29 protein-coding genes and 1 tRNA gene are annotated in these 20,794 nt (G+C 58.5%); 17 read left to right on the forward strand and 13 right to left on the reverse strand.

Translation table 11 applies throughout. The features are described 5' to 3' along the window. Positions 1–26: 26 nt before the first annotated feature. Positions 27–785: an MBL fold metallo-hydrolase gene (locus ACP7AP_RS02545; protein WP_426031913.1), complete on the forward strand. Its 759-nt coding sequence runs from the start codon at positions 27–29 to the stop codon at positions 783–785. Between the two features lie 6 nt (positions 786–791). Here the strand turns inward: ACP7AP_RS02545 and ACP7AP_RS02550 are convergent, their stop codons facing one another. Further along, the gene (locus ACP7AP_RS02550) at positions 792–1,529 is read right to left on the reverse strand and encodes an SDR family NAD(P)-dependent oxidoreductase (protein WP_426031915.1); all 738 of its coding nucleotides are present in this window, start codon (positions 1,527–1,529) and stop codon (positions 792–794) included. A 287-nt stretch (positions 1,530–1,816) separates the two neighbouring features. Here ACP7AP_RS02550 and ACP7AP_RS02555 point away from each other — a divergent pair, with 287 nt between their 5' ends. Beyond that, complete coding sequence (locus tag ACP7AP_RS02555) at positions 1,817–2,524, forward strand: pentapeptide repeat-containing protein (RefSeq protein ID WP_426031917.1); 708 nt, start codon at positions 1,817–1,819, stop codon at positions 2,522–2,524. A gap of 418 nt (positions 2,525–2,942) precedes the next feature. Here ACP7AP_RS02555 and ACP7AP_RS02560 read toward each other — a convergent pair whose 3' ends face one another. Next, the gene (locus ACP7AP_RS02560) at positions 2,943–3,227 is read right to left on the reverse strand and encodes a hypothetical protein (protein WP_426032125.1); all 285 of its coding nucleotides are present in this window, start codon (positions 3,225–3,227) and stop codon (positions 2,943–2,945) included. A 79-nt stretch (positions 3,228–3,306) separates the two neighbouring features. Continuing rightward, positions 3,307–3,498 carry a hypothetical protein gene (locus tag ACP7AP_RS02565; RefSeq protein WP_426031919.1) on the reverse strand — a complete coding sequence of 64 codons (192 nt, stop codon included), beginning with the start codon at positions 3,496–3,498 and terminating at the stop codon, positions 3,307–3,309. A 388-nt stretch (positions 3,499–3,886) separates the two neighbouring features. Between ACP7AP_RS02565 and ACP7AP_RS02570 the strand changes: the two genes are divergently transcribed. Then, positions 3,887–3,962 (forward strand) — tRNA-Val (locus tag ACP7AP_RS02570). Between the two features lie 19 nt (positions 3,963–3,981). Here the strand turns inward: ACP7AP_RS02570 and ACP7AP_RS02575 are convergent. Genes ACP7AP_RS02575 through ACP7AP_RS02595 form a run of 5 tightly spaced genes read right to left on the reverse strand, consistent with a single transcriptional unit; the run spans position 3,982 to position 7,095 of the window. Next, positions 3,982–5,130 (reverse strand): tyrosine-type recombinase/integrase, encoded by a 1,149-nt coding sequence (locus ACP7AP_RS02575; protein WP_426031921.1) that lies wholly within the window; start codon positions 5,128–5,130, stop codon positions 3,982–3,984. Continuing rightward, on the reverse strand, positions 5,120–5,404 hold the full coding sequence (locus ACP7AP_RS02580) for a helix-turn-helix transcriptional regulator (protein ID WP_426031923.1): 285 nt from the start codon (positions 5,402–5,404) through the stop codon (positions 5,120–5,122). Before ACP7AP_RS02580 ends, ACP7AP_RS02575 begins: the two co-directional genes overlap by 11 nt. Beyond that, entirely contained in the window at positions 5,404–5,685 is a 282-nt protein-coding gene (locus tag ACP7AP_RS02585; protein ID WP_426031925.1) for a hypothetical protein, read from the reverse strand. Before ACP7AP_RS02585 ends, ACP7AP_RS02580 begins: the two co-directional genes overlap by 1 nt. Further along, positions 5,682–5,969 (reverse strand): DUF4326 domain-containing protein, encoded by a 288-nt coding sequence (locus tag ACP7AP_RS02590; RefSeq protein ID WP_426031927.1) that lies wholly within the window; start codon positions 5,967–5,969, stop codon positions 5,682–5,684. The genes ACP7AP_RS02585 and ACP7AP_RS02590 overlap by 4 nt, the downstream gene beginning before the upstream one ends. After that, positions 5,962–7,095, reverse strand: coding sequence for a phage Gp37/Gp68 family protein (locus tag ACP7AP_RS02595; RefSeq protein ID WP_426031929.1), 1,134 nt, complete (start codon positions 7,093–7,095; stop codon positions 5,962–5,964). Before ACP7AP_RS02595 ends, ACP7AP_RS02590 begins: the two co-directional genes overlap by 8 nt. A 27-nt stretch (positions 7,096–7,122) precedes the next feature. Between ACP7AP_RS02595 and ACP7AP_RS02600 the strand changes: the two genes are divergently transcribed. The 13 genes from ACP7AP_RS02600 (at position 7,123) to ACP7AP_RS02660 (ending at position 16,294) form a co-directional block, all read left to right on the forward strand. Beyond that, positions 7,123–7,977: a hypothetical protein gene (locus ACP7AP_RS02600; RefSeq protein WP_426032127.1), complete on the forward strand. Its 855-nt coding sequence runs from the start codon at positions 7,123–7,125 to the stop codon at positions 7,975–7,977. Then, on the forward strand, positions 7,938–8,981 hold the full coding sequence (locus ACP7AP_RS02605) for a hypothetical protein (RefSeq protein ID WP_426031931.1): 1,044 nt from the start codon (positions 7,938–7,940) through the stop codon (positions 8,979–8,981). Before ACP7AP_RS02600 ends, ACP7AP_RS02605 begins: the two co-directional genes overlap by 40 nt. Continuing rightward, positions 8,981–9,961: a hypothetical protein gene (locus tag ACP7AP_RS02610; protein ID WP_426031933.1), complete on the forward strand. Its 981-nt coding sequence runs from the start codon at positions 8,981–8,983 to the stop codon at positions 9,959–9,961. Before ACP7AP_RS02605 ends, ACP7AP_RS02610 begins: the two co-directional genes overlap by 1 nt. 266 nt (positions 9,962–10,227) lie before the next feature. Then, a complete protein-coding gene (locus ACP7AP_RS02615; protein ID WP_426031935.1) occupies positions 10,228–10,581 on the forward strand; it encodes a hypothetical protein in 354 nt (117 codons plus the stop codon). Further along, positions 10,578–11,054: a M15 family metallopeptidase gene (locus ACP7AP_RS02620; RefSeq protein ID WP_426031937.1), complete on the forward strand. Its 477-nt coding sequence runs from the start codon at positions 10,578–10,580 to the stop codon at positions 11,052–11,054. Before ACP7AP_RS02615 ends, ACP7AP_RS02620 begins: the two co-directional genes overlap by 4 nt. A gap of 143 nt (positions 11,055–11,197) precedes the next feature. Next, positions 11,198–11,434: a hypothetical protein gene (locus ACP7AP_RS02625; RefSeq protein ID WP_426031939.1), complete on the forward strand. Its 237-nt coding sequence runs from the start codon at positions 11,198–11,200 to the stop codon at positions 11,432–11,434. Positions 11,435–11,529: 95 nt separating this feature from the next. Then, positions 11,530–11,727 carry a hypothetical protein gene (locus tag ACP7AP_RS02630; RefSeq protein WP_426031941.1) on the forward strand — a complete coding sequence of 66 codons (198 nt, stop codon included), beginning with the start codon at positions 11,530–11,532 and terminating at the stop codon, positions 11,725–11,727. A gap of 29 nt (positions 11,728–11,756) precedes the next feature. After that, a complete protein-coding gene (locus ACP7AP_RS02635; protein WP_426031943.1) occupies positions 11,757–11,987 on the forward strand; it encodes a hypothetical protein in 231 nt (76 codons plus the stop codon). A gap of 2 nt (positions 11,988–11,989) precedes the next feature. Beyond that, positions 11,990–12,388 (forward strand): winged helix-turn-helix domain-containing protein, encoded by a 399-nt coding sequence (locus tag ACP7AP_RS02640; protein ID WP_426031945.1) that lies wholly within the window; start codon positions 11,990–11,992, stop codon positions 12,386–12,388. A gap of 61 nt (positions 12,389–12,449) precedes the next feature. Next, on the forward strand, positions 12,450–12,851 hold the full coding sequence (locus ACP7AP_RS02645) for a hypothetical protein (protein WP_426031947.1): 402 nt from the start codon (positions 12,450–12,452) through the stop codon (positions 12,849–12,851). Between the two features lie 4 nt (positions 12,852–12,855). Beyond that, complete coding sequence (locus ACP7AP_RS02650) at positions 12,856–15,597, forward strand: hypothetical protein (protein ID WP_426031949.1); 2,742 nt, start codon at positions 12,856–12,858, stop codon at positions 15,595–15,597. After that, entirely contained in the window at positions 15,594–15,887 is a 294-nt protein-coding gene (locus tag ACP7AP_RS02655) for a hypothetical protein (protein ID WP_426031951.1), read from the forward strand. Before ACP7AP_RS02650 ends, ACP7AP_RS02655 begins: the two co-directional genes overlap by 4 nt. Next, positions 15,884–16,294 carry a winged helix-turn-helix domain-containing protein gene (locus ACP7AP_RS02660; protein ID WP_426031953.1) on the forward strand — a complete coding sequence of 137 codons (411 nt, stop codon included), beginning with the start codon at positions 15,884–15,886 and terminating at the stop codon, positions 16,292–16,294. The genes ACP7AP_RS02655 and ACP7AP_RS02660 overlap by 4 nt, the downstream gene beginning before the upstream one ends. Positions 16,295–16,553: 259 nt before the next feature. Here ACP7AP_RS02660 and ACP7AP_RS02665 read toward each other — a convergent pair whose 3' ends face one another. The 5 genes from ACP7AP_RS02665 to ACP7AP_RS02685 all read right to left on the reverse strand — a co-directional run bounded on the left by ACP7AP_RS02665 (position 16,554) and on the right by ACP7AP_RS02685 (position 20,083). Continuing rightward, entirely contained in the window at positions 16,554–16,940 is a 387-nt protein-coding gene (locus tag ACP7AP_RS02665) for a hypothetical protein (RefSeq protein ID WP_426031955.1), read from the reverse strand. Positions 16,941–17,416: 476 nt separating this feature from the next. Beyond that, positions 17,417–17,905 carry a hypothetical protein gene (locus ACP7AP_RS02670; RefSeq protein WP_426031957.1) on the reverse strand — a complete coding sequence of 163 codons (489 nt, stop codon included), beginning with the start codon at positions 17,903–17,905 and terminating at the stop codon, positions 17,417–17,419. A gap of 170 nt (positions 17,906–18,075) precedes the next feature. Further along, a complete protein-coding gene (locus ACP7AP_RS02675) occupies positions 18,076–18,702 on the reverse strand; it encodes an SOS response-associated peptidase (protein WP_426031959.1) in 627 nt (208 codons plus the stop codon). A 329-nt stretch (positions 18,703–19,031) separates the two neighbouring features. Continuing rightward, positions 19,032–19,259 (reverse strand): hypothetical protein, encoded by a 228-nt coding sequence (locus ACP7AP_RS02680; protein ID WP_426031961.1) that lies wholly within the window; start codon positions 19,257–19,259, stop codon positions 19,032–19,034. A 554-nt stretch (positions 19,260–19,813) separates the two neighbouring features. After that, positions 19,814–20,083: a hypothetical protein gene (locus ACP7AP_RS02685; RefSeq protein WP_426031963.1), complete on the reverse strand. Its 270-nt coding sequence runs from the start codon at positions 20,081–20,083 to the stop codon at positions 19,814–19,816. Positions 20,084–20,248: 165 nt separating this feature from the next. Between ACP7AP_RS02685 and ACP7AP_RS02690 the strand changes: the two genes are divergently transcribed. Then, a complete protein-coding gene (locus ACP7AP_RS02690; protein WP_426031965.1) occupies positions 20,249–20,758 on the forward strand; it encodes a hypothetical protein in 510 nt (169 codons plus the stop codon). The last annotated feature ends 36 nt before the right edge of the window (positions 20,759–20,794 follow it).

A 20,794-nucleotide genomic window follows, 5' to 3' on the forward strand; every position in this document is an offset into this window, starting at 1 on the left:
GCTTCATCTGGCAAGGGGGTGGCACTATGATGGATCAGATTGCGCTGAAGGGGAAACCCATTCGGCTGGCGGTTTTGGATTATGGCTTGTTCGAGGTGCATTCAGGCCCGCGTACGATTGGCATCTGCGGTTTTGCGGTGCAGACCGATGCGGGCGAGGTAGTGCTGATCGACACTGGCTTTCCAGAAAAGTATATCGTCGATGCCGCCGCTGCGACGGCCGAAGACGGGCTGGGCAGCTTTGGCCGGGTGTTAAGCATCACGCCCGAAAATACGCCCGACGCACAGCTTGCCAAGTTGGGGCTGTCGAAGGCCGATGTGACGCTGATGATCCAAAGCCATACCCATATTGATCATGTCGGTCATATGGGGGGCTTTCCCGGCGTGCCGACCCTGATTGCAGCGGCCGAGCGGGATTTGCCGCGCCCGATGTATTGGTCAGGCAAGCAGGCGATGGACTGGCCCGCGGGCGATTATCATCTGGTGACGCAAGATTTCACGCTTGGAGCGGGGTTTCAGGTGTTTCTGTGTCCCGGCCACGCCCCCGGTCAACTGGCCTTCATGATCCAGTTGCCGCAAACCGGTTGGCTGCTGCTGACCTCGGACGCGATCAGCCGCGCCGCTGAAATCGACGAGGGCTTCGCTGGATCGTGGGATGTGCCCTTGGCGATCCATCATGGCGCGCGATTGATGAACCTTGCGCAAGATCGGGATGCGCTGGTGATCTTTGGTCACAGCCCGCAGCAATGGCCGACCTTACGCAAAGCCCCCGAATGGTTCACTTGAACGCGCTTACCTTACATCGCGCCCCTGATTGAGAATGATCACATTGCCGCTGCAAATATCCCCGGCGGGCGAGATCAGAAACCCGACCCATGCCGCGACCTCGCTTGGCTGCATCGCATGACCATGCGGCATGGCGGCGATGGCGCGCGCCAACACATCTGCGGTCAGCACATTGAACAAAGGCGTCTCGGTCATCGCCGGGGCCAGCGAGTTCACCGCAATCTTCTCGCGGGCATAGCGCCGTGCCAGGTCCTTGGTCAGCGTGTCCAGCGCCGCTTTCGAGGCGCGGTAATGCGGCGGATCGAACACATCAAAATTATAGGCGCCGTTTGAGCTGATATTGACGATCTTGCGGACCCCCACGCGGCCCTCCATCAGCTTGATCGCGGCCTGACAACAATGGAACGCGCCCGAGAAATTGATCGACATTTGCCGGTCTAATTCCTGCGCCGGAATCTCGGGGAAGTCGGACATAAAGCAGGTGCCCGCGTTATTCACCAAAGCATCGACGCCGCCATGATCCTGCGCGATCTGTGCGAAGACCGCCGTAATCGCCCCCGCATCGGTCAGATCGGTGACATGGTAGCTAAATCCGGGCCCGCTAAATCCGGGCTGCGCCATGCTGGTCAAACCTGTGGCATCAATATCCAACCCAATCACATGCATCCCGTCGGCCAGCAATTTGGCACTGATCGCCCGCCCCAGCCCACCCGCAGCCCCCGTCACAACGGCTATCTTTGTCATGCTTCACCCTATTCCAATATCCGCAAGATGCCGCGGCCTGCCGGAGATCAGCACAGATAGATCGGGCAGCGCAAGACCAGCATTTGGGGGCCACCGCATCGCGGGTATGCTCGGCGCGTTTTTGCGGCGTGGGCGAACTTCATGCATGTCACTTCGTGCATGCGCAGCCTGACACCCGTACCATTTATACTGTTCCCGGCGGCTTGATGCCGCAAACAGTATAAAGCTGGCCCTTTGCCCTGTGGCGGAGCAGTGCTAGATTGTGGCAATCTCGCTAAGGACACGCCATGAACCACGCTGTACGCAGGTTACCCGCAAAGCTTTGGCTGGCTGTTGCCATATTATTGGCTCAGTTTGCGATCTCCCAGCCCGTGCAAGCGGGCTGTAGCGATGGGCCGGCGGCGGCGGTGGATTGGACGGGTTGCTCAAAAGAACGTTTGATGCTGAACGGCATGGATATGACGGCGGGCATCTTCGAGAACGCGTTTCTGTCGGGCACCGGATTCAAGGCAACTTTGATGGCCGGGGCAAACCTGCAGCGCAGCGAATTGGTGCGCAGTTCGTTCGTCGGGGCGGATCTGACCGGGGCGAACCTTGAAAAGTCGCTGGCCAGCCGGTCGGATTTTAGCGGGGCGATCTTGCGCGGTGCGCGGCTTGTGAAGGCCGAGTTTTTGCGCGTCAGCTTTGCAAAGGCCGACCTGACCGATGCCGACCTCAGCGGCGGCGATTTCTATCGCAACGATTTCAGCGATGCGCAGATGACCGGCGCTGATCTGCACGATGCCATCATGCCGCGCGCCGTGTTCACCGGGGCAACGATGAAGGGGGTAAATCTGGCGGGTGCCTTTTTGCTGCAAGCGCATTTTGAGAAAGTGGACTTGTCGGGTGTCGCAGGTCTTGAACAGACACAGCTGGATCTGGTTTGTGGTGATGAGACAACCATTCTGCCCGTCGGGCTTACCGCGCCCACCCATTGGCCCTGTTCAGAGGAATAGACCCTCAGCAGCAGACCTCGCCGCGCGAACTTGCCGTCATTCTCTCGGTCAATCGGGGAATAAACACCTGGACATGAGCCGTTTCTGGTAGTGAGTGCCAACCTGCAAATTTGCGATGGGACGCTTGGTTCGGCTTTGGGCCGGGTAACCCGCTTAGCATAACGGCAGCTCTGTCAAAATTGCTGCATAGGCAACGCCGCGTAAGCCAATGACGGCTTTCCAGCCAAGGCACCGATGATGGGGTTTGATCGCATCTTGGTCACCATGTTCTGCCAAACGCCAAGAAACCAAGTGAAGACAGAAAAGTTGCATTTTGAAGTTTTTCTGCTGGCCCGTTGTCGTGAGAGAAGCTTTCGCGCCCAATCAGTCGCCGCAACCGAATACACCACCCAGCCACATCGTTACTCTTTTTAGCACGTCACTGATTTTCGAGGCTTACGAGCTTTAGGGGGCGCAACTGTCGTACTGATGTGCCACTGGTGTCCCAGACACCTGCCATATTCAGTTTCTGTCGTTTGGTTTCGAAGTCAACGCCCGACAGCAGGCCGTTGTGCATGTGCCTGCGTTTCGGGTTGTAGAACATCAGGCTGTCGTGAAACACATCCTGCCTTGCGGTCTCGCATGGGGGTATGTCTGCCGCCAGACGGTCATGAGAACGGCCTGCAAGGCAAGATCGGTGGTCATCCGCCATTGCATCGGCCATCTGTTACCCGGAAGGAATTTGCCGGCAAATCACGCAAGGCGACCACGCGCCGTGAGAAGAAGTCGATGACAACCGCGAGCTACAGCCAGCCGTCAAGCGTCTTGATATAGATGAGGTCGCTCAACGTTGGTGTTGCCATCGCCGCAGCTGCCGAGGCCATTTGCGCGGCAAGTGGAAAACCTGAGAGGCTGACACCTAAGCCTGCTGAGGTGACGCTTAAGCCCGCCAAGCCGCAAGAGATCACGCTTTCTGAATCTGAATATTCGGACATTGGTCGATCTGACGATTTGGACCTTTCTAAAGCTTCGGACACCCTCGACCTGAAAGCCGCCTAAGCCTTGATCACCACACCTACGACCTAAGCCGCCCGGCTGGCGCGCTGGCCGCTTTCTTTCATGTCGTCCAACCGTCCTAAACCGTCCGCCATATTCCCTGGCGGCTTCCTTCCACGCTGAAGCGGGGTTCATTCCATCATCCATTGCGGCTTTACACAGTGTCGCTTAAGTAGTTAATTTTATGAATAATAATCAGGTTTCAAATCCCTTATCTCCCATCATGATACAGAAAACACCGCCTTCGGGTCGCGTTTTTTGTTAGGGTGGTGCGGGGCCAGATTGGGGGCTTGTGCTGCTGTGGGGCATTGGCTATAGCGGCGACGTGGGTTGTTAGCTCAGTTGGTAGAGCGTCTCGTTTACACCGAGAATGTCGGCGGTTCGAGCCCGTCACGACCCACCATTTTCAATGACTTAGCAGATCAGTCGGCCTCTGTGTTCCCAATCCAAGCGGGCGTGTTCCCAATTTCTGGAATCAGCAGCATGGTCGCGGCGTTCATATGTTCGCCTTTTGCCCGTCGGGTGTAGTGCTTTGCCATGCGCTCGGAGAGGTGGCCGAGCATGGATTTCACCCTGTCAATACCGCCAAATATCTCAGGGTTTCGCGCGACCGCATTGGCGATCATCGTCGCGTTGGTATGGCGCAGGCCGTGGAATGTGGGCTGGAAAGCACCCTCAGCGTATTCTGCCACTGTCGCGGGGCGCAGCTTCAGCCGGATCAGCTCTTTCGTCCACGACGCGCCGAATCCTGAAGGCGTCCAGGGCTTGCCGCGCGAATTGGTCAACAGGGGCCGCTTCGGGTCGACAATGGCAGCTTTGCGGCGCGCTGCGCGCTCGATGTCGATGATGGCCAGCACGACTGGATGCAACGGGACCGGCACCGCGGTGCCTGTCTTGCCTTGCGACAGATACCATACGCCGCCATCAACTGTGTGATCCTGCAAGCGCAACAGCACGTCGCCGCGGCGCTGGCTGGTGTAGACCGCAGCCAGCACGACCTTGACGATCTCCGGCCTGCCTTTCTCGATCAGCGTGGCAAGATCTGCCTCTGGCCACGGCTCGTAGGATCCTTCGCTTTCGACCCGCTCGATCTTGCGGCAGGGATTCACATCGGCAAAGCCGCGCGTTCGACCCCATCCAAACACACTGCTGATGTCATCGAGGCGGCGGTTCGCAGTGGCAGGGCGATCTGACAGGCTGTCATAGAGTGCTTGCACATGGATCGGTCGAATCGCTGAGGCTTCGAATTTTCCCCAGCGCTCACCCATCAGATCCAGCGCCAGATTGCGGCCGGATTTAGAGGCTGCCGGCAGACGTTTGTATTTCTCACTGAGGCGATGCTGGCGCACCAGCTCGGCCACGCCGGTGGGGCTTGCCAGAGCATTGGGGGCCATGCCGAACACTGCCTGGTGTGCTGCATCATAAGCGGCGCGATACTCGGCCGAAAAGGGATGCGGCAGCGGCATGCGGGTCTCTTTGCCATCGCGCACGACGCGGAAATAAAAATATTCCCGATAGCCGCCGCGCTGCTTTCTGATGACATAATCTTCTAACCGTAAATCAGCCGCCACGGCTTGCCCTCAATATCGGATCATCATCATCTGCGGTGCCAGATCCGATTCCGTCCAGCTTTTTCTCGATCTCGGCCCATTTCCAGCGCAGCGTGCCGCTGGGGATGCGTTTGGGTTTGGGGATATATCCGAGCTTCACCCAGCTGTGGATTGTCGCCTCGCTGGCATCCAGCAGCTCGCATAGGGTGCTGATCGAGACATAGCCAATCAGGCGCGGCACCGCCTCGCTTTGCTGCGGCAGGTTGACGATCGTGGCGCGTGGGTGCTGGCCCATTATCGCTGATCCTCGATGGGGGTGGTTGCTTGTGCGGCGGCAGCCCATCGTGGGTAGACCGTGGGCCGATAGAGCCGGCGCGCTTCTTCGACAGTGCGGCGCACGATCTCGGCTGGCGGGATAGGATACAGTCCCCAACCGCCGCATTCATTGCATTCGACAAAGACGTGCCGATGATCGGTGATGGGGCCGTAGCCGTTGCTTTGGCCAGTAATTTCCTCACGGCGCAGCGCACAGGCTGGGCAGGGCTCGCAGTTGCCATGAAGGGTGTGGTCAGTCATTCGTTTGCCATCTCCAACAGCACATCGGCATGGCAGGGCGTTCCGGGTTTACACCAGCACGCTAGGTTCTTGCCGCGCAGCTCGGCGCGGATCGCCGCCACAAGGGTGGCTTGCTCGGGGCGCGTGAGATAATCGCGGAACAGGCTGACTAGATATTCTTGGCTCCCGTCGCCATCCTGCCCAGCTTGATAGGGATTGCCCCACCGCGTGCTGCGGTCAACCTTTGCCGTGTTGGGCGGCATCCGCCAGCCTTTGGCGCGGGATAATTGAACGCGGTCAGCCATGCTTCACCTCAGGGAACTGCGACCATTCCACGCCATCAAGCTTGCGGCCTGCGCGCTTCTTGCCGACGCGGAAGATCGACATTGATCTTGGGTGCGAGAATGCGCGCGGGTGCACGTTGTGAAGTACGCCAGCTTTACCCATCGGATGGACTATGTTGCCACCCGAAAGACTTAGGCTGTCGTATTTGCAGCGCCGCGATGCATCGGGGTGGCGCGCAGGGGCTGGGTGGTAAAGGGCTTCGCCATCCTCATCGGTGATTTGATCGTAGGGGGCCCACTCACCCCACTGCTTGAATAGGAACGGCACGCCAGCTGCTACGCATTGATCGCGCAGGGATCGGGCCCAGTCTGGGTGCATCGGGCGGGCATGGTGGCCGCTCTCGCCGCCGACGATCACCCAATGCAGGCAACCCGGAGGCTCATCAAGGCCACCAGTGCCGCGCAGCGCGTCAATGATGACGGAGGCCCGCAGGTCTGGACGCGCCATGGCAATCTCCGTCAAATCCACCGGGCCCAGCAGCGGCTCGGCGCTGATGAAGCGGATGGCGGCGGGGCAGGCTAGCAATTCGGGGATGCGCAGATCGGCGCTGGCTTGGTCGCTGATCGAGGTGCCGAGCCAGACGTTAGGCAGGGGCCAGACAGTCAGATCAAGGGCGGGTGTATTCCAGCGCCCTGTAGCAGCCATCAGTGCCGCAAGGGTCATTGCAGGGTGGCGGCCATCGTGCCGCGCCAAATACTCCCGCGCCCGCTCGGGGCGTTTGGTCAGCACCTGAAACGTGTGCTGTGAGGCCAGCGCCATGACAGCGAAAACCTTGTCGATCCATTCATCCGGCACGGCAGGGTGAAACAGATCGCCGTGGGCGCAGACGAAGATCCTGCGGGGTATGCGCCAGCGGAGGGGCTGATCCAGCCACTGCTCGTTAAAGCGCACCTCGCCTGTGAACTTGGATTCACCTGCCGCGTTTTTGCGGGCGAGTCCCTTGCGGCTGGGGTGGTTGCCGATGGCGTGCCAGCTGGTGATCAGGTGGGCGGCGTAACAATGGCGGCAGCCATCATCGACCAGCGTGCAGCCGGTGATGGGGTTCCACGTGGCATCGGTCCATTCGATCAGGGATTTGTCAGCCATGACTGGTCAACCCTGTGGATAAAAGCGGTGGCCGGTGATGCGCTGTGCGCCCACATCCGACTCGGCGCAAAGGGTGACTTCTCTGATTTAACCGCCGCCACAATGGACTCATTGGCGACACTGCTGGGCGATCAGTTGACCGTGTTGCAAACGATCAGCGATTACCTCACCGGCGGCGGCGCGGACGCGGTCTATCTGCAAACACTGGCTGCCAGCCTTGGTGCGTTGCAGGGCCAATTCGGCCTCGCGAACACTGATCTGGTCATCCAGCTTGCCGCCCCGATGGGCGCGCTGACCACGGGCCTTGCCTCGCTGGTCGCCGCGATCAATCTGGACATCGCTGATCGCGCAGCGCGGGCGGCAGCAGATGCGGCATCTCAATCGGTGGCGGCGGCGGCAGAGGCGGCACGGTTGGCAGCGGCCCAGTTGGCGGCGGCAGAGGCGGCGCGAGTTGCGGCTGCGGCGGCAGCAACTATTGCAGCACAGGTTGCAGCGGCGGCTGCGGCTGCGGCGGCAGCAGCCGAGAATATCCCGCGCTCCGGAACCGGCCTGACGGAACATGGTGGCTTTGGCCGCTTTGCCGCTGGTGGCGATCACACGGGCGGTTTGCGGCTCGTCGGCGAGAACGGGCCGGAACTGGAAGCAACCGGGCCTTCCCGGATCTTCACCGCCAGCCAGACCCAACGTATGCTGCAAGGCAGCGGCAACGGTGGCGGCTTCGCTGCGGTGGTCGGAGAGTTGCGCAGTGTGCGCCGGGAAATCTCAAACCTGCGCGATCAGCAGCGTCAGCTCGATACGCAGATCCTCAGCGAAAGCCGCAAATCGCGGAAAACCACCGATGATTGGAACATCAACGGGATGCCCGGAGTACGCACAATATGAAGGTATTAACCCCTATCACGATCACGCCCGCTGTCTACAATTTCGCCGTCGCGCCATTTCAGCTTGGCGATTATGCCGAATGGAGCGCCGCCACTGCCTATGTTGCGGGAAATCGCGTCTGCATCAATGCCCAGCGGCGGCAGTATCAATGCCTTGTCGCCAATACAAATTTCAGCCCGGTTACAAATCCAGACAAGTGGGTAGATATTGGCGCAACCTTGCCTTGGAGGCCCTTTGATGGGTTTCTGTCATCGACCCTGACGAGCATCACCTATGGCAGCGTTATCTCCGACCCACTGCTCAAAAACCCCGGAAGCCTTTACGATTTGAGGCTGGATTTCTATGCCTTCCCATTCTGGGCGCTTGGCAGTTTTGACGCTATCGCGGTGATGAACACAACTGCGGCTTGGGTGCGGGTCGTATACTATAACCGGACAGGGGCGGTCACTTACGACAAGAAAATCTATTCGGTGGATACCTCTGTCGTCATTGACGCCTCGAGCTATTGTTTCAATGACCAAGCCACGCGCCGTGATTTCATCTTTGATGGGATTGATGGCTGGGGCACCACGACAGGCGATCAGGTTCACGTGCTTATATCAAATGGCCCAGACGGCACCTTGGCTGCGGTCAGCGATGTCATCCCGGTAGCGGTGGGCGAGATCATCATCGGGGAAGCCCACGAACTCGGCGCGTGTCACGCAGATGCGGCGATCCAACTGATTGATTACTCGAAGAAAGAAATTGACGTTTACGGCACGGTCAAAATTGTTCAGCGCGCCTACAGCCTGAACGGATCCTTTGAAATTGAGGTTCCAACGGCAAATCGCCCGCGTATCCAGAACCTTATGGCCAGCCTGCGTGCAACCCCCTGCGTTTACTTCCCCAGCGAGTTCGATGCCAACGCGGGCGTCGTCATCTACGGGTACGTCAAAGACTACAACACCACCTATTCAACCCCCGAGCGGGCTTATGCCAGCCTCGAAGTCGAAGGAATGATCTAATGGTCACGACACCTCCCGTCGCCCCCAACCGGGCTATCCCTTTGCTGTTCTCGCAGCGCATGGATGACTTTCTGGCTTGGCTGGTTATTGCTGTTCCAGAGTTTAACACGCTGGCTCTTTCGACTGGATCGGGCAGCTTTACGCTTGGGGCAGAGGCCACGCCGTCGATCACGTTTGTCGGCGATACCGACACCGGGATTTGGCACCCCGCAGCCAATTCAGTGGGTGTTTCTGCGGGCGGGGCTGAAATCGCGCGCTTCCTGCCGGGGGGCTTTAGGCTTGGCAACCCGGCGGCGGCGGTTCCGGGCGCGACAGCGCTTCTGGTCATCGAGGCTGTCGGGGCGACCGGCCAGACCATGAAACGAAACAGCGCAGACGGTGCGGGGCCGATCCTCTACATGGCAAAAAGCCGGGGGGCCGCCTTTGCTGATCTAACGATTGTCGCTGCCAATGATACCCTTGCGGATATTCGGGCGCACGGCGCAGACGGCACCACGCACGTTTTCGCTGCCAAAATCTCCGCCCTTGTCGAAGGCACGCCGACCGCTGGTAACGTGCAGGCAGGCTGGCGGTTCTCCACAGGAAGCGGCCCGGGCGTGGTTGCCGAGGCGCTCAAGATCGACACCAACCAAGCCGTGCTGGCGACAGGCATGGGGGGCTTGGGATATGGGCTAGGATCAGGTGGCGCTGTCACCCAAGCAACCTCGCGCGCAACCGGCGTCACCCGCAACACGCCGAATGGCCAAATCACCATGTTCAGCGCTGCGGGTGCCGCCACTTGGGCCAGCTTCACGCTGACAAACTCTGCCATCGCCGCGGGTGACACCATCCTGCTCACGCAGCAAGGCGGCACCAACGTCTACAACTTCACCGCCAAAGCGCAGGCGGGTTCTGCGGTGATATCTTTCCAGACCACCGGCGGCGTGGCCGTCGATGCGCCGATCATCAACTTCGCGGTCATCAAGGCCGTCAACGCATAAGGACCTCCCGTGGAAAAACAGGTTTTTTTGATCCCCTCCGATCTTGTGCATCGGCTGGGTAACTACCTCGCGCAAATGCCTTACGCTCAGGTTCAAGGCTTCATCGCCGAATTGTCGAAGTGCCAAGTGGTGACAATGGGGGATCCAGCCAGCACGCACCCCGCTGCGCCAGTGGACACCGATCACGTCAACTAACTGATACCCCGAGTTAATTTCAGAAAGCGCCCGCCGACTGTGCTGGCGCTTTTTGCTTTGGCGCTGATTGAATGGAGCTGAGAAAAATGAGTGAAGGTAAGCCGATGATCGAAAATGCTGACCGGGGCATCACGCTCGCAAAGCCTCTGGCGTGGACAATGCTTGTCGCCATTGTGGCGGTTGTCTGGTTTGGCGGCACTACCGTCGCCAACCTCAGCCTTTCAACGCAGGCGGTCACGACTGCTCTGTCAAACATGCAGGGCGCAAACGTCCAGATCGAAGGCCGTGTCAGGATTTTGGAAAACAACGCATCGGCCGCACTCGCCCGATATGACGCGCTCAAACAATCGCTTGAAGAAGTCAAAGATCAAGTGCGTGAATCCAACGCGTTGCTTCGGCAAATCTTGCAGGGAAATAAACCATGACCGGCTACACCCTCGGGGCGGCAAGCCTCAAAGAACTCAACGGCGTGCGTCCGCTTCTGGTCGGAACGATCAAGCGCGCGATCACCATATCGAAGGTCGATTTCACGGTGCATGACGGCATCCGCACGATTGAGGAACAGCGCCGCTATGTGGCGGGGGGCGTGTCCAAGACGATGAAATCCAAGCACCTCGAAGGCCGCGCCGTTGATCTGGTGCCGTGGATCGACGGCAAGCCGCGCTGGTGGTGGCCGCAGATATATCAGATCGCCGCCGCCATGTGCATCGCCTCGCGCGAACTGAAATCCGCCATTGTCTGGGGCACCGTCTGGGATATGCGGCTGGCTGATCTGGCTCCGGGCGTCACTGATATCGACAAGCTGGCCGAGGCCCTGAAACGCGAAGGGCTGGCCTACAACGTCCGCCATGCTGGGTCTGATTTTCCAGACGGGCCTCACTTTGAGATCACGCCATGATCCAGCCGATCTTTGACTGGCGCTTCATCCTCTGGCTGCACAGCTTCGGCATCGGCATCAAGCGCCGCCCGTAACCTCTCACAATTCCGCGCAAAGCGGCATCCCCCGCCCGAGGGTCAACGGGCGCAAAAAGGAATAGACAGATGAATGTCTTGGCACGTTTTCGCTGCATCGAAATCAAGCATCTTGTGACGAGTTCACCCACTGATCAGATGGCGGCAATCGTTTTCATCCCGGTCTACAATGACGGGAAGGGCAACGAGTCTTGGTCCAAATATACGCCATCCGGCAAACTGGAAATGAACGTCACCAACCCCTCGGCGATCGCGGCCTTTGAGTTGGGCAAGACCTATCAGCTTGAGTTTACGCCGGTCGAATAACCCGCAGGGCGGGTGCATAGCCCGCCCTCATCCCGCCACCTCGAACACCCTCGAGCCATGCGTTTCGCGTGGCCTTTTGGCATAGGAGCCAGCCGATGAATCCTGTCTATATCCGCCTCGGCCTTTACGTTTTTTCGACCGCAATCGCGGCGATCCCTGTCGCCTACGCCGGCCTGATTTCTTACGACATGGCCCGCGATGTCCTCACCATGAAGCCGATGGGGATCCTGTCGTCACTGGCCGGCGGCGGCGCACTTTCCGGCGGCATCTTTGCCGTGTGGGGCAAAAAGTAACCCGATCAAGAACCATATTGGAGGCCATCATGGCTGCTGTATTAGACGAAACGCTGCGCCGGGAATTTTACGCGGCGGCCCTGTCGGGTTTGCTCGCCTCGGGCAAGATCCTTGAGGTGGACATTCTCACCGACGACGCAGGGCAGCCCAAAGGGCACCGGATGGAGCATGGCCCGCTGGTCGCACAGATGGCGGGGGTCATGGCCGTGTTGGCGGTCGCAGCATTCAAAGCGCCGAAGCCGCCGGCTCCGAAGGTGTGACAATGGGCGACCAGCATGAACTGCGGCACTTCAAATCGATGACCTTGGACCTGTGCTGCCGCGCCGTCGAAATCAACGGCACCCGGTTTCGACTGACGGTGGGCGAGTTTACAATCTTGGCCATGCTGACTCGCCGGCCGGGGGCTTTGTTCTCTCGCGATCAACTTCTCGACGCTTTGTATGGCGCAGCCGGCGGATGCTACACAGACCGCACGGTTGATAGCCACATAAAGCGAATGAGGCGGCAGGGCATCACCGGCATCGTGACGCACTACGGCTCAGGCTATTGCTGGGAAGATCGGGTCTTTGAGAAGCGCGACAACGCCATGTATGCGCAAAGACTGACCGTCCCTGTAGTGCCCCCCAGATGCTGCGATCACTGCGGCGCACCGATAAGCTGACACGATCGCGATCAGCTTTGTCCCACACTTCACATCAACTTAAACTTCAAAGGAGGCCACAATGGCTTTTCAATTTTCTGTATCCGCTCGGAATGCGGCGCTTGATGCGATCGAAACTGCGATCGGTGTTTCACCGACGCTTGAACTGCGCAGCGGGACGGCACCGGCCAACTGCGCAGCTGTGGCGACTGGCACTGTGCTGGCGACCATGGCTCTTCCCGCTGACTTCCTCGCTGCGGCTTCGGCTGGTGCAAAGGCATTGCTCGGCATCTGGCAGGATGCCTCGGCTGATGCAGCTGGAACGGTCGGTCACTTCCGTATCAATCAGGGTGGCACCTGTCATTGCCAAGGCTCTGTGACGATCACGGGCGGGGGCGGTGATATGACGCTCGATAACAACGTGCTGGCACTTGCCCAGCAGGTGACGATCACCGCGTTTACGCTGACGGCAGGGGGGGCATAACGCTGTGCCAGCCGCCAATTTTCAGTCAGTGAATGCGGACGGCTGGTCAAACACCTACGCGAGCCCGCCGACATTTGCACCTAATGTCACGCCCGAGTCTTTCACAGTTTCACGCCAGGGCTTTGACATCACGGGCGCGGCGATCACGGTCGCTGAGGATATGATCTGCACGCAGCGCATTCGTCAGCCCTATCCGTCTCAGGCAAGCCTGACGACCAATCTGGTCGCGATGTCGGACTACGTATATTCCACGGACACCATTAGCGGTGTCACCAACAACTCCACCGAAATCAGCCCCAAGCCGATTACAAACTGGGCGCTAACTGATCACAGGGTTGTCGGTAACACCGTGCATCTCGAAGTGGTGGGGTTTCATCGAAACGCCCGTGATCGTGAAGAGATTGCATGCGTGGAGTTCTCGGCCACAGACGGCACGACAACAGTCACGCAAAAAGTCAGCACCTCTATCATCCTTGGTCATCCCGGCGACCAGTTTCCTGTCATCGGCTATGCCTGCGATCTGAACATCTCCACACTTGCCAATCCTGCGACCGTAACCTGCAATGCCAAGGTATACCCGTGGATCGGCGGGCCGGCTGCGGTCGCAGATAGCGCGGCTTCCTCGGTCGCACGCGAGTTCTCACCCCGCGTCTATCTGCGCAATACGACGCTGGCCGCGAACCCGGTCTATGTCTATGTCAACGCCACGACCGGCAATGACACTACTGGGGCTGTCAGCACGACTGCGGCGACAGCAGAGGCCGCGCCGTGCCTCACAATCGCCGGGGCAATCAACCGCCTGCACGGGGTGAACACATCTGTTGATGGCTGCATCATCCGTTTGATGGCTGGCACGCATGTTTTCGCAACAACTGCCATCGTAGCTACTCGCACGCAGAGCGTTGGCGAGTTAATTATTACCCGTGATCCCAACACGACGCGGGCAGCGGCAATCGTGCAATACAGCAGCGTTCGCCCGAGGCTCGGGGCAGCAGGCGGCTGGTTGCGCTACAGTGATGTTTCCATCCAGCGAACAAGCACAGGCACAACGCAGGGAGAAACAGCGTCGATCCTTAAGCTGACATTTGAGAGTGTGAACTACGACAACGGCACTAACAATGCGACCGCCTTGAGTAACTCTGACGCGCAATGGCTTGGAGTAGTATTTTCAAATGTCGTCGGCTGCAACAGCTTCACTGGGGCGTCTACCCGCGAAAACCGTATGTATCGGGGGGTTATTGCGACCCTATCTCAAGCAACAACTTTGGAAGGATGGTTCGTTGTCGGGTCACTATTGACGACTGCCGGGTCGCTTTCCTTTGGTACGCGGTCGGCATCCGGGGCTATCGTCGCCTTCAACAAGTTTTCAAGCGCACCTGTCGCGTCGACTTTTTCGGTCGGCTCGTCCAGCGATGTGATTGGCGCAGCCTTTGTTCAGAATATCGTAGAATATGTGAGCGCCACGTCGAACACCTCGCTCTTTCTTTGCGCAGATGCCGCAACGGGCAATACCCAACACGTAGTCATTCATAGCAACACATTTACCGGGTTTTACAATAACGGGCGGAGCAACTTGTTCTATGACGAAGGTGCCACCCCCCGGACGAACAAACTCCATTCTGTGCGCGGAAACATCCATGTGCAGGTCAACACCAAGGGCGACGTTTTTGTTACCAACGGCGCACGCGTCGGAAACTGGGCATACCTCTATGGCGTTGGCTGCGAAGCGGAATTTTCGCAATTCATCGATGCAGGCAATGGCGGTCTGGGCACATCGTTTGCGCAAGCCTACGCTGGCCTTGCGGCTAACCTCGGCACCAGCCCCACGGCCCGGAACGACCCTCTTTTCGTGTCAAACCAAGGCACAACGTCTGGCCCTATGGCTGGCGCAGGCGGCGGAAATTATGCGCTGCAAGCTGGCAGCCCCTGCGCAGCAAAGGTCAAACGCCCTCCGCTTCGGTTTGATATGGCGGGCGCTACCAGATCGGCAACATTAGCGACTATCGGCGCTTATGAAATTGTCGTCTCGAATATTGTGGGCACGGCATCAGGCACCATCGGATTTACTGGCGCAGCACAGGGCGCGGCACCGGCGCTTGGGGCGTCCTCGGGTGGCGTGGCAATCACTGGGGCAGCACAAGGCATTGCCCGCGCAGATGCTCAAGCCGCTGGGGCCGTCGCATTTACCGGGGCAGCCTCAGGCGTTTCCATCGTCGTAGGTGCTGCTGCGGGGTCGATCGCCTTCGCGGGCGCATCCGCTGGCGCAGCAAATGTCAACGGCGCGGCGTCGGGCACGTTGCCCCTCACCGGAGCAGCTGCTGCTATCACAGGTGCTGCGTCGATTGGTGCTGCGTCCGGGCTGGTTGCATTGAGCGGCATGGCGGCTGGGTTGGCACCGGCGACGGGCGCGGGGGCAGGTGCGATCAGCCTGACCGGACAGAGTCAGGGTATCGCTCCTGCCGCCGCTATGGTGGCGGGCGTAATCAGCTTTGCAGGATCGGGGCAGGCCGCAGCTTTGGCACGCGGAGCCAGCACAGGAGCGCTTGCATTTGCGGGCGTATCTCTCGGCATGACAATAATCGTCGGCTCAGCATCGGGTGCCGTAAATTTCACGGGCACGGCCCGAGCCGGCGCTGTAACGGCTGGCGCCATCGCGATGTTCCGCGTGCCAGCATTCTGGGCGCTGCACACCACAACTGCCGCATGGCGGATCTACAATATCCCGGCCCAATGGAGAGCGGCATGACAATCACCACCTACGCGAATGACAGCCTGATCATCGACTTTCCGGTGACGTTCCCCACCACCGGGCCTGTGACCGCTCTGGGCGGTGTGGCCTCGGTGTCGGCGGATTTGCTGACCGGCGGGGCTGCCATCGTCGCGGCAACCAGCATGGCGGGCAGCACTGTCACCGCGACTTGGGTAGCCGGTGCGCTGGCTGTGGGAATCTACCGCGTGCAGCTCAAGTTGACGATTGCGGGCCAGGTGCAGACGGTGGCCGAGGTGAAGCTGCGGGTATTGCCGAGTAACGCATGAACGGTCACGAAATCCGCCAGTTCAAAACCCTTACCCTCGATCTGTGCTGCAAGGCGCTGGAGATCGGGGAGTTGCGCCACCGGCTGACGTTCAGCGAGTTCGCGATTGTCGAAATGCTTACCCGGCGACCCGGCGTGCTGTTCTCGCGCCAGCAACTCATGGATGCGATGTATGGCGACGGCGCGGGCTATTACACCGAGCGCACCGTCGATAGCCACATCAAGCGCATCCGGCAGCAGGGCATCACCGGCATCATCTGCCACTACCGGACCGGATATTGCTGGGAGGATCGGGTGACGGTTCGCTCTGGCAAGCCCGGAGCCAGCCCGCGCGAGAAGACGGCTGCGGCGGTGATCCAGCCGAGAGTCTGCGCGCATTGCGGTGCGCCCATAGGCGACCACAAGTAAGGCGGCTCATCTGCCGAAAAACAACAAGTGAGAACGCGCTTGCCAGAATCGCGCGCCGTTCGCTATCCGTTCCGCATGGCCGATCTGCTTTTCCATCCCGCCGCAACGCATGTTCTGGTGACCTACTGGCGATGCCGGCATGAAGTCACTCAATATCCTAGCGATGTGCCGGATGGGATCGAGGCGTTAGCGTTTCAGCTACGGCACCAAGTCGTCCGGGTAATACGAACAACAGGAGCGTGGACATGCTGCTAAAACACTAAAGTTGCGACTGATTCAACAAAACTGGAACGCTAAGGATGTTCTTCCATTTATTGACCTTGTATTCGACCATTACATCAATTTTACTTGGTGACTGGAATATCAGTGGTTGGAAGGCAAGCGGGATTAAGTCATGACCTTTAATTTTGGCTTCAATATCAATGCCAAAGTCGTGTTTAATCTCATTAGTCGACACTCGGAACTTTAAGCTATGTGGACCCGCTGAAGGAAAAACTACTCTAACAAGTATAGACAAATTAAGTACAGCTGGAAACGCTCCGACATTGAGTTCGGAGCCGTAAATACCCACCGCAATAAGTTTGTTATTGTCCTCTCGCCGAATCAAATCGCATAGAATCGCATATGCAGCCGTTGCATTAGACACTGGCGTTTTCCTTAATTACAATCACGGTTCCTGCAGAAGTTGGTGACACGTACATTCCACCCATAGGAGGATGCAGGTGAACTGAGGTGGTTGTGACGTTACTTTGCCTGGTTGTTGCCGGCGCAGGTGCGAATGAACTATCCATTTTCCGCGTCTTCAAATCAGGGTCTCCCGTGAGCCACGTGGGTCGAGTTAGATTTGCAGGTGAACCTAAATCTGGATCTTGAGTGTCCAAACATACAAGATTGCCGTTTATCGCGAACAGAAGTTTGGCGGCAGTATCGATGGTCCAATTGCCTGGCCCGCCCAAGTGTCGATGGAGCTGACCCCTGTCAATTTTCAATTTTTTGGCTAGTTCAGCCTGAGATAGGCCACTACGATTGAATTCACTCATAACCATATGATAAAAATCATTGCGAAGTTTACGACCCACGTAACTGAGCACGGTGGGTGGTATTGCTCCATCGCCAATAGGTTTAGACAATGTATACATTTTGACTCACATGCTCCGCTGGGTTAAAACTAAAAAAGGGTTTATCGTCTGGAAATAGAGAGTTCCAAACGAATTGCGCCTCGACCAGAGCCTCACTAAAGTGGCGTTCGTCTTTACTACCAAGTTCAGCTCTCGTGCGTATCGTAAGGCCAACAAAGGTGTCCGCCTCGGTGAACGCACCGAAAAGCCGCATAGCGGGTGAAGGGGCCAAACTTCGCACATCAAATATTCCCATTTCGACAGGATCAGTTCGCGCCATGAATGCAATTTTCTTTTTCTCAAAGGGGTGGTCTCCGAACGAAATAAACTGTCCTGACACGAAGTTATCCACATCCTGCAGCAGCCCTGCTAGCCTCTTGTCGTGACTAGAGCGCCCCGACATCGCAGCGTAAAGTCGATCTGCAAGCTTAGCCTCCAAAAACATGGTGCGGTGACAGGATTGACCCTTGATCTGTGGGGGAACATGGACCACTCGCCCGTCTCTGTTAAGATTATTTAACACGTCTCGTGTTGACATATAAATCAATTTTCCTTTGGGTCAATACACCGGATGCTCAAAAAACGTGCCACAACGCGTCCTACAGAGCGAAGAAAACAGATAGTTGTTCTGGTGACACACTCTTAGCTAACTTCGTCGTCTCGTCAAATAGCCCCCCACGAAACGAGAGCTCCATCTGGCAACGGTCGCTGGAGCAGCTTTGCTTCCATCCAAGGCCAACTTAGCCAGCCCTGCCACTCATCCGGCTCGGTCAAGATCACTGGCATAGCTTTGGGATGTATTTCCGCGACTTCTGCATTTGGCTCGGTGGTCAGAAATGCAAATAGGTCGTCGGTCGTTGGCCCATCCTTTAGCTTTCGGACCGACCTCCACTTCGGCACCCAAATTCCCGCGAAGAATGCGGGGCGACCATCCGCAGGCGCAAACCATGCATAGCCTGCTCCCTTGCCTTTCCGGGGTTCTGAGAAGCGGTCCAGCGGCACAAGACAACGGTTCGCGGGTGTCAGCCAACGACGCCAGTGCGAGCTGGCTGTGTTGCGGATGTTTGTCACGCCTCGATCAATGCCACTGGCACTGTGAAATTGCTGGGGCGATGGCATTCCCCACCGTGCCCGTTGCAAGGCATGCCCTTGTGGCGTGGCTGTGATGATGGCCCCCATGCGATCAGGATAGACGTCTCCCGGCTCAAGGTTGCCCGCCCGGTTATCCAGATCGGCGAACAGCTGCCGCATGGCTTCCACACCGCGGGTCATGTTGTAGAGATTGCACATCCGCGCGGCTCCTCTCGAATCGTCGTAGTTCAAGGCTTACCACGTCACCAGCGCTTTTTGATATTGTCAGAATCGCCGGACGTTCGCTATTCGTTCACAAATGACGAAAGCCCAGCATGATCTACACATCACCTGCGCCTGCGGCCACACTGTCCAGATACGGGCCGAGGATATGCCTGACGGTTGGACGGATGAAACTGGCCTGAATTTCCACGCTTGGATATTTGATCGGATGCGCTGTCGCAGGTGCGGGCGATGCGGCAGGCCACAGTCCACGAATATCTCGCCCGTCGAAAACCGCAGCAAGGGCATGTCGCGGACTTAGCCCGTCAATGCTCGACGGTCACAGCTATCGCGCCAAGCCCATCCGCCGGGCAGCCAAACAATTCCGCCGCGTCGTCTACGGTGAACGTCTCGGCACCATCTCCGACGACAGTATATCCTAGCGCTGTACAGAGGGCTTGCGCTTCGGCCTCGCTACTTGCCTTGCCGATGATCCTAGAATGATCTTTGCCATCAACAGCAGTCGGCACTGCGATGACATGGTACTGCGGCATGATCGGCCCTCCCTAGCTGATGATCCGTTATAGGCGATTCTTTTTCGCTACTCCATCTTGTTCCCAAATTCTCGATTTGTTCACGGTAAAACAGGTCAAATTTGAGCGGACGTTGGGAACGCAATATTGATTGCACGTCGAGAGTTAGGGGTGTTTCTGTCTCGTTTACACCGAGAATGTCGGCGGTTCGAGCCCGTCACGACCCACCATTTTCAATGACTTAGCGGATTGGTCGGCCTCGTGTTCCCTATCCAAGGGGGACGGTTCCGAATGTCTGGAATAAGCAGCATGGTGGCGGCGTTCATATGTTCGCCTTTTGCCCGCCGCGTGTAGTGCTTTGCCATACGCTCGGAGAGGTGGCCAAGCATGGATTTCACCCGGTCAATCCCGCCAAAGATGTCTGGATTTCGCGCGATGGCATTGGCAACCATGGTGGCGTTTGTGTGGCGCAGGCCGTGGAACGTGGGCTGGAAAGCGCATTTAGCATGTTCAGCCACCGTGGCGGGGCGCAGCTTCCGGCGGATCAGTTCTTTGGTCCACGACGCGCCGAATCCTCAAGGCGTCCAAGGCTTGTCGCGCGAGTTGGTCAGCAGTGGGTGCTTGGGGTCCACAATGGCAGCTTTGCGGCGCGCAGCGCGCTCGATGTCGATAACGGCCAGCACTACGGGATGCAGCGGCACAGGCACCGGAGTGCCTGTCTTGCCTTTAGGCTGTGATGGCGACAGCGCATCCATGATCGCCTTGATGTAAGGCGTGCGGCTGGTCGAGAGGGTCCGGCCCCGGACGCCGCCCGCGATGACAGAAAACGATGCCGATCTGCCCATTCAGAAACCGTCATTGCCGGATCGGGGGTCAGCCCACGCGCCCAGGCCCGGCGAATATCGTCGGCACCGCCATAGCTATCAGCGAAGCTCAATCTTTACCTCTGCCATCTCGGAGGGTGCGTCCGCAGGTAGCGATCCAGCACCTGTTCCATTGCATGGGCCTCGATGCCCAGTTCGGCCGCCATGTTGGCAGCGATCCGGGGCGGCCAGTTCAGCCATGCATCCAGTTCGCGCCGCGCCAGATCGAACACCTGCGTCGTGGCCCGTGCCCGGTCGACCAACTCGCCCGTCAGCTTTTACAGTTTGATCTTGCCGGTCTGCGCCTGCAGCACCTCGTTCGCCATTCTGGCACGCAGAAGCGAAATATCACCGCCGCCAGTTTCCCCCTGTCCGTCGCCGCCAACCTCGCGCAGTGTTTCGGGCACCGCCTCGATGGCGGCGCGCGGCACAGGCTTTGTGGCCGTGGCTCGCGTGGTGGAAACTGCGGTCTGGGTGCCCGGCGCGATGGATTGCAGACCCCCGCTGCTTGGCCATACCGGTTTGCGACGACCAATCCTGATCCGCTTTCACTGGATCAATGGTGCCGTCGGCCTCGACGCTGACCCTGCCGCTGGCAATCGCTTTGCGCACGTCAGTTTCCGAAATGCTGCGATTCGCCGCAGAGGCGCTGCGTGAAAGACCCATGCCGTCCCCGACTGTTTTGGTGATTTA

This window comes from Cypionkella sp. TWP1-2-1b2 (assembly GCF_049896245.1).
Lineage (GTDB): Bacteria > Pseudomonadota > Alphaproteobacteria > Rhodobacterales > Rhodobacteraceae > Cypionkella.

Excerpts from the sequence above, each read along its gene's own strand:
- ACP7AP_RS02615 (WP_426031935.1), top strand. The coding sequence starts at position 10,228 with ATGGAGCTGAGAAAAATGAGTGAAGGTAAGCCGATGATCGAAAATGCT.
- ACP7AP_RS02595 (WP_426031929.1), bottom strand. The coding sequence starts at position 7,095 with ATGGCTGACAAATCCCTGATCGAATGGACCGATGCCACGTGGAACCCC.
- ACP7AP_RS02585 (WP_426031925.1), bottom strand. The coding sequence starts at position 5,685 with ATGACTGACCACACCCTTCATGGCAACTGCGAGCCCTGCCCAGCCTGT.
- ACP7AP_RS02680 (WP_426031961.1), bottom strand. The coding sequence starts at position 19,259 with ATGCCGCAGTACCATGTCATCGCAGTGCCGACTGCTGTTGATGGCAAA.
- ACP7AP_RS02560 (WP_426032125.1), bottom strand. The coding sequence starts at position 3,227 with ATGGCCGATGCAATGGCGGATGACCACCGATCTTGCCTTGCAGGCCGT.
- ACP7AP_RS02685 (WP_426031963.1), bottom strand. The coding sequence starts at position 20,083 with ATGGGCAGATCGGCATCGTTTTCTGTCATCGCGGGCGGCGTCCGGGGC.
- ACP7AP_RS02655 (WP_426031951.1), top strand. The coding sequence starts at position 15,594 with ATGACAATCACCACCTACGCGAATGACAGCCTGATCATCGACTTTCCG.
- ACP7AP_RS02555 (WP_426031917.1), top strand. The coding sequence starts at position 1,817 with ATGAACCACGCTGTACGCAGGTTACCCGCAAAGCTTTGGCTGGCTGTT.
- ACP7AP_RS02635 (WP_426031943.1), top strand. The coding sequence starts at position 11,757 with ATGGCTGCTGTATTAGACGAAACGCTGCGCCGGGAATTTTACGCGGCG.
- ACP7AP_RS02645 (WP_426031947.1), top strand. The coding sequence starts at position 12,450 with ATGGCTTTTCAATTTTCTGTATCCGCTCGGAATGCGGCGCTTGATGCG.
- ACP7AP_RS02640 (WP_426031945.1), top strand. The coding sequence starts at position 11,990 with ATGGGCGACCAGCATGAACTGCGGCACTTCAAATCGATGACCTTGGAC.
- ACP7AP_RS02580 (WP_426031923.1), bottom strand. The coding sequence starts at position 5,404 with ATGGGCCAGCACCCACGCGCCACGATCGTCAACCTGCCGCAGCAAAGC.
- ACP7AP_RS02630 (WP_426031941.1), top strand. The coding sequence starts at position 11,530 with ATGAATCCTGTCTATATCCGCCTCGGCCTTTACGTTTTTTCGACCGCA.
- ACP7AP_RS02675 (WP_426031959.1), bottom strand. The coding sequence starts at position 18,702 with ATGTGCAATCTCTACAACATGACCCGCGGTGTGGAAGCCATGCGGCAG.
- ACP7AP_RS02690 (WP_426031965.1), top strand. The coding sequence starts at position 20,249 with ATGCCCAGTTCGGCCGCCATGTTGGCAGCGATCCGGGGCGGCCAGTTC.
- ACP7AP_RS02590 (WP_426031927.1), bottom strand. The coding sequence starts at position 5,969 with ATGGCTGACCGCGTTCAATTATCCCGCGCCAAAGGCTGGCGGATGCCG.
- ACP7AP_RS02610 (WP_426031933.1), top strand. The coding sequence starts at position 8,981 with ATGGTCACGACACCTCCCGTCGCCCCCAACCGGGCTATCCCTTTGCTG.
- ACP7AP_RS02620 (WP_426031937.1), top strand. The coding sequence starts at position 10,578 with ATGACCGGCTACACCCTCGGGGCGGCAAGCCTCAAAGAACTCAACGGC.
- ACP7AP_RS02565 (WP_426031919.1), bottom strand. The coding sequence starts at position 3,498 with ATGTCCGAATATTCAGATTCAGAAAGCGTGATCTCTTGCGGCTTGGCG.
- ACP7AP_RS02660 (WP_426031953.1), top strand. The coding sequence starts at position 15,884 with ATGAACGGTCACGAAATCCGCCAGTTCAAAACCCTTACCCTCGATCTG.
- ACP7AP_RS02545 (WP_426031913.1), top strand. The coding sequence starts at position 27 with ATGATGGATCAGATTGCGCTGAAGGGGAAACCCATTCGGCTGGCGGTT.
- ACP7AP_RS02625 (WP_426031939.1), top strand. The coding sequence starts at position 11,198 with ATGAATGTCTTGGCACGTTTTCGCTGCATCGAAATCAAGCATCTTGTG.
- ACP7AP_RS02550 (WP_426031915.1), bottom strand. The coding sequence starts at position 1,529 with ATGACAAAGATAGCCGTTGTGACGGGGGCTGCGGGTGGGCTGGGGCGG.